Consider the following 13,267-nt stretch of genomic DNA (forward strand, 5'->3'; position numbering starts at 1 on the left):
TGAGTCTTTTAAAAAATTTACCAACAAGCTGAATCGATTTAGCTTGAAAGATAAAAGGTTTGAGGAGTGATAAGCGCTCAGAAGAAGCGGCGTTCAACTTCCCACACAGAATACATTTTTAAATTGATACCTTAAGGCTGGAGAAGCACCATGCTTAAGCTAAATAAGAACGACATTACCCTCTCGCAATCAGCGACAAATAAGTTTGAAGCAATAAAGAGTATTGCTCATAGCCTGACTGATAAAGGCCTAGTTGAACGCGGTTACGTTGAAGGCATGCTAAACCGTGAAAACCAAAACTCTACGTTTTTGGGGAACGGTATCGCCATCCCGCACGGTACAACCGACACTCGTGCAATGGTGAAAACAACGGGTGTTGCTGTGCATCACTTCCCACAAGGTGTCGACTGGGGTGATGGCAATACTGTGTTCGTCGCTATCGGTATCGCAGCTAAATCTGATGAACACCTTGGCATTCTTAAACAGCTCACCAAAGTGCTAGGCGCAGATGGCGTAGAAGAGCGTCTGCGTAATGCAAAAAACGAAGACGAGATCATCGCCCTACTGCACGGTGATGTTCAGCTTGAAGCAGACTTTGACGCTTCTTTAATTCAACTCATGTTCCCTGCGAGCGACATGCTACAGATGAGTGCTGTTGCTGGTGGTCTGTTAAAAAATACTGGATGTGCTGATAACGAGTTCGTTGCAGATCTCGTTACCAAACAACCAACTCACTTAGGTAATGGCCTGTGGTTAATTGGCAGTGACAAACATGTCACTCGCACAGGTGTGTCATTTGTCTCGACGGCAAACGACTGCGAATATGAAGGTCAAAAAGTGCGTGCACTTGTCGCGTTCGCAGCATGTAACAATGCTCACCAACCTATCCTAAAAACGCTTTCTAATATTGTGTTTAACAATGAACACGGCAAGCTTTTAGATGCATCAGTAGAACAGATTCTTGCTTTGTTCAAAGGTGAAGAAGTCACAGCCGCATCTTCAGAAGAAGGCAATACCGCTGTATTTAAAATCAAAAACTCTCACGGCCTACATGCTCGTCCGGGGGCAATGTTAGTCGCAGAAGCGAAAAAGTTTGAATCCACTATACGTGTTGCCAACTTAAACGGAGATGGAAAAGCAGTAAACGCGAAGAGCCTAATGAAAGTCATCGCGCTGGGCGTTAAGCACGGTCACCAACTTCAATTTACAGCAGAAGGCCCTGATGCCCCGCAAGCCTTGGAGTCTATCGGAAATGCAATCGCTTCTGGCCTTGGTGAAGGTTAAGGATCCGATATGACAAAAAAAACAAATAAGGTTGTCACTATTACGCTCAACCCAGCATTGGATTTAACAGGTTCAGTAAATGAACTAAACGTTGGTTCCGTGAGCTTAGTACAGCAAAGCAATCTCCACGCTGCTGGTAAAGGTGTCAACGTAGCAAAAGTGTTGAGCGATTTAGGCGCAGATGTCACGGTTACCGGCTTTCTTGGTAAAGATAACCCTGAGCTATTCCATCAGCTTTTCAATGACATCAACGTTAAGAATGAATTTGTGGAAGTAGAGGGTGCCACTCGTATCAACGTTAAGCTGGTTGAGGCCAATGGCAACGTCAGTGATATCAACTTCCCTGGCGTTCAAGTAACGACCAACGAAATTACTCGCTTTGAGGAGATACTATTTCGTCTAGCGGAGACGCATGATTACTTTGTACTTGCAGGTAGCTTACCTAGAGGCGTAACCGCCGAACAATGCGCTGCATGGATAGAAGCACTGCATCAACAAGGCAAAAAGGTGTTGTTCGACAGTAGCAAAGCCGCATTGAAGTCAGGTATTGAAGCTCACCCATGGTTAATTAAACCTAACGATGAAGAACTTGGTGATTTTGTTGGCGAACATCTAGAAACGCCTGAACAATGCCAAGCTGCTGCGCAAACACTGAGCGACAAGGGCATAGAAAACATCGTGGTTTCTATGGGACCTGACGGTGTTATGTGGCTCAACCAAGGCGAATGGCTTAGTGCAAAACCGCCTCGAATGAATGTAGTGAGCACCGTTGGCGCAGGCGATACGCTGGTCGCTGGCTTGTGTTGGGGCCACATGCAACTGATGCCTAAAAACGATTTATTGCGCTTCGCTACGGCACTTTCTGCTTTGGCAGTTAGTCAAGTTGGCGTAGGGCTAACCAGTCAGGAAGAACTGGAAAATATCAAGCGACAAACTGAAGTTAGCGCGCTTTACCCTATTACAAACTTAGAACAAAACTAAGGAACAGAAGGTTATCGTATGAATATTGCCATTATTACTGCCTGTCCGAGCGGTGTAGCAAATAGCATCCTTGCGGCAGGATTACTAGAACAAGCCGCCGCAAAATTAAACTGGAATGCCAAAATAGAATGTCAATCAAGTGTGGTTGAACCAACACTATTGACGGAAGCTGACGTTGAACAAGCCGAAGTCATTGTCATTGCGGCAAATACTAGCGTCGACACTTCTCGTTTTGTAGGAAAAAAGGTTTACCAAGCGGAAATTAGCGAAATAGCAAAAGACGCAACTGCGTTTCTCCAGCAAGCGGTTGAAAACGCCACTTTACTTGAAAAAGCAACCACACTTGCAGCCCCTATCACTGCAGATACAACATCAGCAGCGAAGAAAATTGTTGCAATCACCGCTTGCCCTACTGGCGTTGCGCATACCTTTATGGCGGCAGAAGCTTTAGAAGAAGAAGGCAAGCGTCGTGGCCATCAAATCAAGGTGGAAACTCGTGGTTCAGTTGGCGCTAAAAACCAACTGACTGAGCAAGAAATTGCAGACGCCGATCTGGTGATCATTGCTGCGGATATTGAAGTGCCACTTGATCGCTTTAACGGCAAAAAGATGTACCGCACGAAAACAGGTCCAGCTCTGAAGAAAACAGCCGAAGAGATGGACAAAGCATTCGAGCAAGCCACGATTTACCAACATTCAGGTTCTGCAAATTCTGCTTCGGCAGCAGACGAGAAGAAAGGCGCTTACAAACACTTGATGACAGGGGTATCGCACATGCTGCCTGTGGTTGTCGCTGGTGGTTTGATCATCGCCCTATCGTTCGTGTTTGGTATTGAAGCATTTAAAGAAGAAGGCACACTAGCAGCAGCCTTGATGAACATTGGTGGTGGCTCTGCATTCGCATTGATGATTCCTGTACTTGCTGGCTATATTGCGTTTTCAATCGCTGACCGTCCTGGTCTCGCTCCTGGTCTTGTTGGCGGTATGCTAGCAAGTTCTACTGGCGCAGGTTTCCTTGGCGGTATCGCGGCTGGTTTCATTGCTGGTTACGCAGCGAAACTCCTCGCAGATAAGGTGAAACTGCCACAATCGATGGAGGCGCTAAAACCGATTCTGATCATTCCATTTGTGGCAACATTGTTCACCGGACTTGTCATGATCTACATCGTAGGCGGCCCAGTTTCAGGCATCATGAACGGCCTGACTGACTTCCTAAACAACATGGGTTCTGACAGTGCAGTACTACTGGGTATTATCCTTGGCGCTATGATGTGTTTCGACCTAGGAGGCCCGGTAAACAAAGCCGCTTACGCATTTGGTGTTGGCCTTCTGGCTTCACAAACTTACGCACCAATGGCGGCAATCATGGCCGCAGGTATGGTTCCTGCGCTAGGTATGGGTTTAGCGACCTTCATTGCGAAGAACAAATTTGAACAAAATGAACGTGAGGCAGGTAAAGCATCATTTGTCTTGGGCCTTTGTTTCATCTCTGAAGGCGCAATTCCATTTGCTGCGAAAGATCCAATGCGCGTGATTCCATCTTGTATGGCAGGTGGCGCGCTTACTGGTGCCCTATCGATGCTATTCGGTGCGAAATTAATGGCACCACACGGCGGTCTATTCGTGCTGCTAATTCCTAACGCAATTTCACCAGTATTAATGTATTTAGTGGCTATTGCAGCAGGTACAGCGGTAACTGGCTTTGCTTACGCATTCTTAAAAAGCAAAGCAGAAGCGAAACAAGAAGTCGCAGCTTAATTAGAGCGACTCCGGTTAACAATGCCACCCTCGAATTTGGCATTTAGCACCTCCCTTTAATTCCGGTTAAGGGAGGTGTTTTTTATTCCGCAGCCGGAACGGCTACAATGTCTACTTCCCCACTGCTCATATCCACCGTTGCTTGATAAGCGCTATGCGGGTCACCGTAGTGCTTGAAGGTAAAGTGGTAAACGTTAGCTGGCGTCCACAAGGTTTTTGATTCTGCGGGCAGAATGTCATAGCCGTCTTGCTGATAAAGCTCTGTCGCCATTACATTTGCGATTGCCGCCTGCTGGTTAGCGTCTCGATCCACCTTTGGCTCTAGTGACGGGTTACTTGGATAAGACTCACCGTTGTAACTCATGAGTCGATATGAGCCATTACTCCAAACGATAAAGTCCTGCCAACCATTACTGTAACTGTCGGCTAGTACAATAGGCGTGCGAGTTACCGACATTCGATTAATAACGTTTCCCTCATTATCAAACATATATGCAGAGCAGCCACCACTACCACAGAAATAGCGATCTTGAAGCAACACTATGTGTTCTGCCTTTCCGTCGCTGTTTAGGTCGGCGCTACCCGATAGATAACGTAGATTGTCTTGCTCGAGCGACAGCCCTTCAGGGGCTAAAACCTTACTATCAATCCAACTGGAAATTACTTCAGCACTAACACTGTTAATTTTAGGGGCAGGTTGTTTGGTTTCTGTCGGCATGCTATCCGTCGCGGTGCAGCCAACCAAGGTGAAAGAACCAACGAAGAAGAGTCCGTTTAATATGCGCTTATTCATGTAATCTCAATCTTTGATGTGTCGTTACATCAGTATACGCATGATTTGCATTGTAATCGTAAGAAAATCATTAAAATCAAGCAAATGAATGGTTTGGTATATATTAGTAAGATCAAAAAAGCCCCGAAGAAAACCTTCAGGGCTAGGCAGGAAGCTGGCAAATAGCCAGGAGTCCCTATGCAGTGGTCGGTTTTACCCTAAACAGAATTGCAAACATCACTGGCACCACTATCAGTGTCAGTACAGTAGCAAAACCAAGACCTGCCATAATCGTTATTGCCATCGAGCCAAAGAAGGCGTCGAAGACCAGTGGAATCATCCCCAAGATAGTTGTTAGGGCAGCCATACTTACCGGACGAACGCGGCTTATCGCACTATCGACAATCGCGAGGTAAGGATCTTTACCTGACTCCAACTCAAGGTTAATTTGGTCAAGCAACACAATACCGTTTTTCAGAATCATGCCACTTAGGCTTAACAAACCAAGGAATGCTGTAAAACTGAACGGCATGTTCGTGGTAAGCAAACCAAAAGCAACGCCAATGATCGCTAACGGAACGGTGAACCAAATGACCAACGGCTTTTTGATTGAGTTAAACAGTAAAATAGTAATGATGAACATCAACAAGTAACCCATCGGCAATGAACCGAATAGGCCTTCTTGTGCATCTTTGGATGATTCGTACTCACCACCCCATGTGATTTCGTACCCTTCTGGAACATGCAATGCCATCACTTTAGGCTGTACACGAGCAAATAAGCTTGCTGCCGTGTCGTCACTCAACACATCATGGTCCGCGAGAACGGTTAACGTACGCTTACGGTCACGACGCTGAATTAGCGGCTCACTCCAATCCAGTTGAACGCCATCAATCACTTGATCAACCGGAATATACGTTTGCAACGAAGGACTCCAAATGGTCACGTTTTGTAGTGATTCAAAATCTACGCGTTCTTCTTCAGGAAGGCGTGTCATAATTGGCAACGTATGTGTACCATCACGCAAGTAACCTAAGGTGCTACCACCAAACGCCATTTGCAGAGTGCTTGAAAGATCTTCTTTCGAAATACCTAAGCGACGAGCTTTAGACTCATTGAAAACGGGTACAAGTTCCTTGGTGCGCTCTCGCCAATCGTGACGAATGTTTCGGGCACCAGGATCGGTATGAAGGATGTCTTCAACTTGCACCGCCAAGTCACGTAAAACTTGTGGATCAGGGCCAGTAATACGCGCTTCGATCTTAGACGCTGGTGATGGACCAAATTCCATCAATTTAAACTGGAACGTAGGCGCATCAAATGTTTTCGCCAGATTCTCATCTAACTTATGCAGTAAACCAAACATTTTCTCACGATCAGTCGCGCGAACTTGGAACTGCGCGTACGCTTCGTAACTTTTTTCTGGTTGATAGGTTAAAGCAAAACGCTGTAGGCCCTGCCCAATCGAAGCAGAAACAAAGTCAATATCATCTTGCTGACGAATGTAGCTTTCGACCTCTTCAGCTTTTTTAATCGTTTCACGGATGTCAGTACCCTCTGGCATCCACATATCCACGTAGAACATCGGCGTATTCGATGGTGGGAAGAACTGCTGTTTTACATTACCAAATGCCACGACAGCACCCACTAATAGCGCCACCATGCCAGCAACGGTAAGCCAGCGGAATCGCAATGCAAATTTCAGCGATGCCCCAAATACGACAAACAACCAGCCTTTATAAGGATCATCTTCGCTAGTACCCTGCTCTTTGTTTTCCTCTTTCAACAAAAGATCGGCAAGGAAAGGCGTCAGTGTAATGGCGGTAATCCAGCTTAAAAATAGTGAGAAACACAGCACCCAGAATAGAGAGCCCATGAACTCACCTGTCGCATCTTGCGACAAACCGATAGGTGCAAAAGCCGTAATTGCAATAACAGTTGCGCCCAGCAAAGGCCATTGTGTTTGCTTTACAATATCGACAGCCGCTTGAACTTTGGTACGCCCTTTCTTTAGGCCAACCAATATGCCTTCCACGACAACAATCGCGTTATCAACCAGCATACCCAAGGCAATAATTAACGCGCCAAGAGAAATACGATGCAGTTCGATGTTGTTGTAATTCATCAAGATGAAGGTACCAAATACCGTCAATAACAACACAACTCCAATGATGACACCACTGCGTAAACCCATAGTAAACAGCAACACAATGATTACGATCGCCACTGCCTCCGCTAGACTAATTACAAACGCTTTAACAGATTCATCCACCTCATTGGCTTGGTTGTAAAAGTAGTTCATATCGATGCCAGCAGGCTTGATAGACTCAAGGCTCGCGAGCTCCGCATCCAAACGTTCACCAACCTCAACCACATTCACACCCGATGCAAACGAGATACCGATATTAATCGCTTTTTGACCGTTAAAGAGTACGACGTTGCTTGGCTTCTCTTGAATACCGCGAGAAATCGTTGCTACGTCTTTTAGACGAATTAGATTTCCTGTGTCACGGCCATGAATGATCAGATTTTCTAGTGCTTCTACTGTGTTTAAGGTGCCGCTTGGGCGAATAACAAGGCTTTCGCCATTGACCATCACTTCACCTGCTGAAACCACATTGTTTTGCTGGTTCAACAAGCTCGAAACCACATTCATGTCTAAGTTCAGTGCAGCAAGGCGATCAAGTGAGATCTCAACGAATAGCATTTCTTGCTGATCGCCCGTGATGTCTACCTTACCAACACCATCAACAAGCTCGATTTCACGGGTCAGGTAATCCGCATAACGTTTCAGCTCTACATAGTCGTAATCGTCACCAGTGAGCATTAACATCACGCCATAAACGTCACCGAAATCATCAATGATCTGTAAAGACTGAACACCTTGAGGCAATGATGGTCGTAAATCATTAATTTTACGGCGCATTTCATCCCAAATTTGCGGCAGTTCATCAGGACCATAGTCCATTTCCATGCTCACCGTTATTTGAGACATACCATTAGAAGACGTAGAGGTAATTTTGTCGATATAAGGGAGTTTTCGAATCTCTTTTTCTAGAGGATACGTCAGCTCTTCTTCAACTTCTTTTGACGTCGCGCCAGGGTATGTTGAGATGATCATGGCATCTTTGATCGTAAATGCCGGGTCTTCTAATCGTCCAAGCTCCAAAAATGACGTTAAACCACCAACAGCAAGGATAATAATGAACAACCAGCTGATGACTTTGTTTTTTATTGAATACTCAGCAATGTTCATTATTGGTTATTCTCCACAACATCCACATGTTTACCTTCGCGTAATTTACGCAGATTTGAATTAATCAGAATATCGCCCTGGCTAACACCTGACGACACAATGGCTCCATTGCCATTCACTTGAGAAATCATGACAGGCACTCGTGTGACAATGTCACCTTCTTTTTTCCACACAAAGAACTCATTCCCTTCACTGCCTGCTTGAAGCGCCGTGACAGGAACACTGTAACCATCAATAGAGGTAATGCCCGCCTTCACCATATCGACCAAAACGCTTACGCTGGTTCCCGGCAATATCTCTGTTTTTGGCTGTGGCATCGTCAAGTACATTTCGTAGGTTTGAGTTTCAGCGTTGGGTTCACTTGTGTGCTCTAAATAGTCCAAAGCAAATCTGCCATCGATGCCGGAAAAGGTTGCTCTAGGCTTGTAGCTCATGCTGTCTGAGTTTGGGTCTACCATCGCTAAAACATTGTCGGAAAGCTCAATACGCACGTAAACCAAATCGTTTTGGTATAGGTTTAACACGGGTTCACCAATTGCCACACGCTCAAAACGTTCTTTGAAAACATCAGATACTTTGCCGGCGAAAGGGGCGAATAAACGGGTGTAATTCAATTGATTGGTCGCGTTATAGAAAGTAGCCTCAGCTAGCTCTTTATTGGCGGTTAGCTCATCAAGTTCCGCTTTTGAAATCATTTGACGTGCATGCAAGTCTTCACCGCGTTTAAGCTGACGAATTGCAAGTGTGTATTGTGCTTCTGCGTCATTCACGGCTTGCTTCTCTTTGCTATCATCTAGCTTTGCGATCATTTGCCCCTGCTTAACAACGTCACCCGCTTTAACCAATACGTGCTGAACTTCCCCAGCGCGGCGAAATGCCATTGGCGTTTGCTCTGCAGGCACTACTATGCCTTTGAACGCGCGATGTTGACTTTGTACTGGTGCATCCACCGAGATAGTCGACACAAAAAGTGGCTGCTCGACGATAGCTTGGTTTTCATTTTTGCACCCTGTTAAAACTGCAAGTGCAATCGCAGAGATCGTAAGTAGAGAATGTTTCATTAAATGCCTCCCTCACGAACCCAAGCTTTCACCACTTGTCCTTCAACCAGTCTCTCAACACCAGCAATAACAACGTAATCATTGTTATCAAGCCCGGCTTTCACACCACCTGCTGCATCAAGTGAAACTGTGACTTTATTGACCTGCTGCGTGTTTCTGTCCATTACCCAAACTTCACCTTGCGTCCCATTTTTGTTAACCCAAGCAGACTGAGGTAACGTCATCGCGTCCGATACATGTTGTTTAGCAATGTGTACCTGCCCTGTCATACCTGTCAGCAAATTGCGATCTTCTGGTCGAGTGATGGTCACGATCGCCTCATAACTATTGGTATCGATGTTTGGCTGCGTCGAAATTTCTTTAAATTGCCCAGGAATACGTTTTCCTGGCTCGCTATCCATCGTCACCCACATATCGGAGTTTTGCAGTGACTCAAGTGATACGGATTCCGCATAACTTACAGGCAAGGTGAACGACACATCCAACGTCGTGTTATCAATGAGATTCAAGATCTCCTGCTTCTCTGCTACTACTTGAAACGGGTTGACATAGGTATATGACACAATGCCATCAAACGGTGCGTGAATTTTGGTATAGCTCAAATCGGTTTTAGCTTGTTCGTAGTTCGCCAATGCCGCTTTATATTGAGTTTCTTTCTGATCGTACTCATCAGTACTAATGAGTTTTTTTCCGTAAAGGTTTTTCGCGCGGTCCCATTGTGTTTTCGCTAACGCGTACTGCGCTTGAGCGGCATCTAACGCAAGCTGAAGATCTTTAGGGTCTAACGTTGCGAGCACTTCACCTTTTTGGACTTTTTGACCCATGCGTACACGTAATTCATCAACCTCTCCACCAACCTGAAAAGAAAGCTGCGCGCGATGTGTTGCATCAATACGCGCTAAAAAGGCGTGCGAGTCTTCAAGTTCTAGGTCTTTCACCGCCAGTAATTTAACAGGTTTGATTAAAGGTTCAGACGGCTCAGAAATGGCTTTATTACACCCAGTTAGCATCCCAGAAAGACTTAATGTCACCACTGCGCCAACTAAAGTGCGCTTTAAATATTGTTTTCGCACCCGCTTTCTCCGTAGGTTTTATATATTACACAGCCGTGCAGTATAAGCAGAATTTGAAATTGATCAACATATTTTCCAGGTGGATAGCAAATTAATTAGTCAAAGCGTTCGGTTTCTGGTAAAAGTAAGCGCGTGATTAATATTCGGGAAAATTCGAACTATGAATGAAAGAAAGCAGGGGCGTAGAAGTGCTGAAGCAGCAGAACAAACTAAGTGTCTGATCCTTAAAGTGGCAGCAGATATGTTTTGTGAACTTGGTTACGAGCGTGTCTCGCTGCGCAATATCAGTGAAAAGGCTGGTGTTTCACATAGTTTGATCCGTCACCACTTCGGCAGCAAAGAGAAAATCTGGCAAGCGGTTAGCGATGCAATGGACGAGTTCATGCAGTGCTATATGGCTGAACTCATCAATGAAATGCCGGAGAACACACCTTCGAATAGAAAAATTTATCTGTTTATGGTTCGCATGCTAGCATTTGCTCTTGTCAACCCTCACCCAGTACAGATGATCGCCGATGCTATTCGACAAGGCGATGACGGTGCTCTGCTGCAGTATTTCTTAAAGTCAAAAGATGAGTTCGCTGCGATATTTACCGGAATTTTCGAGCAGTACAACAGCGAAAACCCTAATGCACAGTTTGATCAGTGGGAATCAAAGTGGCAAATGTTGATCTTCGCACATGGTGCTGTCAGTCTCGCACCAATGATGCAAGAAACATGGCCGGATATTGCAGATAATCGCGAAAAACTGCTGCTCAAGCATTGGGAATTGTTTAATACCATTATGGCCTCTCAATTTGGGATCCCAAAAGAAGAGATGATTCATCCGGAAAAGCTTGAAGATATCGTTATTGATATGTGCTGTACTATTGATGAAGCAGTAAACTAAAAGCAAACAAGCGAAAAGAAGACATAAAAATGCCGAGCTACAAAGCTCGGCATTTTTGTTTCAATTCGTTTTAACCACGGTAGTAGCGTTGTGGTACGAACGGCATTTTTTCAACTGTCATTGGTAGCATTTTGCTACGCACTTCAGCGAACACTTCAGTACCAATCGCCGCCAAATCCGCACGAACATACCCCATTGAGACTGGCTTACCTGCATTCGGGCCCGCCGTACCACTGGTTACAACGCCAATTTTAACGCCGTCAGCATCAAACAGTTCAACACCTTCACGCACTGGCGCTTTGGTTTGACCTACTAGACCCACACGCTTACGCGCCACATCTTTAGTCTCAATCTGCTTAAGAATAATGTCTGCGCCAGGGAAACCACCTTCACGTTCACCACCAATACGACGAACTTTTTGGATACCCCATAGCAAGCTCGCTTCAACAGGTGTTGTTGTTGTGTCTAGGTCATGACCGTATAGACAAAGGCCACACTCAAGACGAAGCGAATCACGAGCACCAAGGCCAATCCATTCAACTTCATCTTCCGCAGTCAGTTTCCGTGCTAGCTCTTCCGCTTTGTCAGCAGGAACCGAAATTTCGTAACCGTCTTCGCCTGTATAACCACTACGAGAAACAATGCACTCGGCGCCTAAAATATCGACTTTACGAATATCCATGAACAGCATTTCAGAAACTTCTGGTGCAAAACGCGCCAATACAGCCGCCGCTTTAGGGCCTTGAATTGCAAGTAGAGCTCGGTCTTCGATAATTTCTAGCTCAACACCAGATGGTAAATGCGCTTGTAGGTGTGCGATATCTTGCGCTTTACATGCTGCGTTCACAACCACAAACAGATGATCGCCTAGGTTAGCCACCATCAAGTCGTCCATGATGCCGCCCTCTTCATTAGTGAAAAAAGCGTAACGCTGTTTACCAGACTCAAGATCCACAATATCCACTGGGACTAATGTTTCTAGGAACGCAGCTGCACCGTCACCAATTAGGCGAAGCTGTCCCATGTGAGAAACATCAAACAGACCTGCCGCATCACGAGTATGTAAGTGTTCCTTCTTTACGCCTAGAGGATACTGAACAGGCATATCGTAACCCGCGAACGGGACCATTTTGGCACCAACTTCAACGTGAAGTGCGTGTAGTGGTGTTTTCAGTAGTTCTTGAGTCATTTTCGTCTCCATTTAGATAGACCCGAGAATGCTATCGGCATTCGATGTGTTTCCAATAATAAACATGGCTCATTCTATTTTGCACGAACAAGACGTAGATCGACTTGCAAAAGTGTGACTCTTAACATTTTAATCACAACAAATCGTACAAAAAAAGCGCTTTAATGAGCAAGTTCTCATCAAAAAAGCGCCTTTTCATCATAACGACCACCAACAGCAATCGTTTGCTTTCACTATAGGAAATTTACAAGTATTTATCACTATTTGGCTGTCACCCACAAAATGAGCGCATCTTCCTCGCTAACACTGGTCAACATATGTCCCATATTTGCATCGTAATAAACGCTGTCTCCCTCGCTTAAAACAACAGGTTCGTAAAACTCAGAATAGAACATGACCTCACCAGATAAGATAAGCAGAAATTCTTCGCCATCATGACGAACCCAGTCTTTATATTCATCAAAACTACGAGCTCGAATTTGGCTCTTAAACGGCATCATTTTCTTATTGGAAAGTTGTGTCGCGAGCAGTTCATGTTCATAAGTTTGTGTTGGGTGTGGTTTACCTTCATTCTTCTTGGTAACATCCCTACGCCCTGTCGCTACCTTTTTTCTAGGTGGCTCAAATAGTTGTGGCATGTCAATTTGTAAGCCAAGTGCCAATTTTTGCATCGCTTGAAACGTCGGGGAGATCTGCTCATTTTCTATTTTGCTCAGTGTAGATCGAGCAAGCCCGGTTCGCTGACTGGCCTCTTCTAATGTGATACCGAGTTTCGAGCGGATATCCTTAATACGCTGGCCCAGTTTTAACGGCTCGATATTTTGGTCATGTTGCTCTTTTGCCAACGTCATCGATGGGTATTCATCGTAAATACTTTCTGCCATAAATCCCTCTATAGATATCCATATTTTTTGTCTTACTCGCATTGTGCATGAAGCACATAGTGGATAGAAGTCCACCAAGTGAATTAAACCGTGCTCTTGTTAACAAATTTTGAAATCTTG

At 45.1% G+C, this 13,267-nt stretch carries 10 protein-coding genes; 4 read left to right on the top strand and 6 right to left on the bottom strand.

Translation table 11 applies throughout. The annotated features are described in order from the left end of the window. Positions 1-150: 150 nt before the first annotated feature. The 3 genes from fruB to fruA are packed head-to-tail and all read left to right on the top strand — an operon-like array spanning position 151 to position 4,023. On the top strand, positions 151-1,284 hold the full coding sequence (fruB, locus tag R7127_RS10165) for a fused PTS fructose transporter subunit IIA/HPr protein (RefSeq protein ID WP_136977128.1): 1,134 nt from the start codon (positions 151-153) through the stop codon (positions 1,282-1,284). A gap of 9 nt (positions 1,285-1,293) precedes the next feature. Beyond that, on the top strand, positions 1,294-2,265 hold the full coding sequence (gene pfkB, locus R7127_RS10170) for a 1-phosphofructokinase (RefSeq protein WP_318141789.1): 972 nt from the start codon (positions 1,294-1,296) through the stop codon (positions 2,263-2,265). 18 nt (positions 2,266-2,283) lie between these two features. Beyond that, the gene (gene fruA, locus R7127_RS10175; protein WP_115386631.1) at positions 2,284-4,023 is read left to right on the top strand and encodes a PTS fructose transporter subunit IIBC; all 1,740 of its coding nucleotides are present in this window, start codon (positions 2,284-2,286) and stop codon (positions 4,021-4,023) included. Positions 4,024-4,105: 82 nt separating this feature from the next. Here fruA and R7127_RS10180 read toward each other — a convergent pair whose 3' ends face one another. The 4 genes from R7127_RS10180 to R7127_RS10195 form a co-directional block, all read right to left on the bottom strand. Next, positions 4,106-4,816 (bottom strand): hypothetical protein, encoded by a 711-nt coding sequence (locus R7127_RS10180; RefSeq protein WP_064377087.1) that lies wholly within the window; start codon positions 4,814-4,816, stop codon positions 4,106-4,108. A 175-nt stretch (positions 4,817-4,991) separates the two neighbouring features. Then, entirely contained in the window at positions 4,992-8,051 is a 3,060-nt protein-coding gene (locus R7127_RS10185; RefSeq protein ID WP_053349132.1) for an efflux RND transporter permease subunit, read from the bottom strand. Further along, on the bottom strand, positions 8,051-9,112 hold the full coding sequence (locus R7127_RS10190; RefSeq protein WP_154204341.1) for an efflux RND transporter periplasmic adaptor subunit: 1,062 nt from the start codon (positions 9,110-9,112) through the stop codon (positions 8,051-8,053). Before R7127_RS10190 ends, R7127_RS10185 begins: the two co-directional genes overlap by 1 nt. After that, positions 9,112-10,185 (bottom strand): efflux RND transporter periplasmic adaptor subunit, encoded by a 1,074-nt coding sequence (locus tag R7127_RS10195; protein ID WP_154204340.1) that lies wholly within the window; start codon positions 10,183-10,185, stop codon positions 9,112-9,114. The genes R7127_RS10190 and R7127_RS10195 overlap by 1 nt, the downstream gene beginning before the upstream one ends. 160 nt (positions 10,186-10,345) lie before the next feature. Between R7127_RS10195 and vdeR the strand changes: the two genes are divergently transcribed. Then, positions 10,346-11,074, top strand: coding sequence for an efflux transporter transcriptional repressor VdeR (vdeR, locus tag R7127_RS10200; RefSeq protein WP_172563784.1), 729 nt, complete (start codon positions 10,346-10,348; stop codon positions 11,072-11,074). A gap of 70 nt (positions 11,075-11,144) precedes the next feature. On the opposite strand, the gene gcvT is transcribed toward vdeR, so the two are convergent. Both gcvT and R7127_RS10210 read right to left on the bottom strand, forming a co-directional pair. Next, positions 11,145-12,263 (bottom strand): glycine cleavage system aminomethyltransferase GcvT, encoded by a 1,119-nt coding sequence (gene gcvT, locus R7127_RS10205; protein ID WP_172563783.1) that lies wholly within the window; start codon positions 12,261-12,263, stop codon positions 11,145-11,147. A 260-nt stretch (positions 12,264-12,523) separates the two neighbouring features. After that, the gene (locus R7127_RS10210) at positions 12,524-13,147 is read right to left on the bottom strand and encodes a helix-turn-helix domain-containing protein (protein ID WP_005376429.1); all 624 of its coding nucleotides are present in this window, start codon (positions 13,145-13,147) and stop codon (positions 12,524-12,526) included. Between the last annotated feature and the right edge of the window lie 120 nt (positions 13,148-13,267).

This window comes from Vibrio sp. 1159 (assembly GCF_033340395.1).
In the GTDB taxonomy this organism is placed as follows: Bacteria; Pseudomonadota; Gammaproteobacteria; order Enterobacterales; family Vibrionaceae; genus Vibrio; species Vibrio alginolyticus.

Bases quoted from the DNA above. Each gene is read 5' to 3' on its own strand.
- fruB (WP_136977128.1), top strand. From the start codon at position 151: ATGCTTAAGCTAAATAAGAACGACATTACCCTCTCGCAATCAGCGACA.
- pfkB (WP_318141789.1), top strand. From the start codon at position 1,294: ATGACAAAAAAAACAAATAAGGTTGTCACTATTACGCTCAACCCAGCA.
- fruA (WP_115386631.1), top strand. From the start codon at position 2,284: ATGAATATTGCCATTATTACTGCCTGTCCGAGCGGTGTAGCAAATAGC.
- R7127_RS10180 (WP_064377087.1), bottom strand. From the start codon at position 4,816: ATGAATAAGCGCATATTAAACGGACTCTTCTTCGTTGGTTCTTTCACC.
- R7127_RS10185 (WP_053349132.1), bottom strand. From the start codon at position 8,051: ATGAACATTGCTGAGTATTCAATAAAAAACAAAGTCATCAGCTGGTTG.
- R7127_RS10190 (WP_154204341.1), bottom strand. From the start codon at position 9,112: ATGAAACATTCTCTACTTACGATCTCTGCGATTGCACTTGCAGTTTTA.
- vdeR (WP_172563784.1), top strand. From the start codon at position 10,346: ATGAATGAAAGAAAGCAGGGGCGTAGAAGTGCTGAAGCAGCAGAACAA.
- gcvT (WP_172563783.1), bottom strand. From the start codon at position 12,263: ATGACTCAAGAACTACTGAAAACACCACTACACGCACTTCACGTTGAA.
- R7127_RS10210 (WP_005376429.1), bottom strand. From the start codon at position 13,147: ATGGCAGAAAGTATTTACGATGAATACCCATCGATGACGTTGGCAAAA.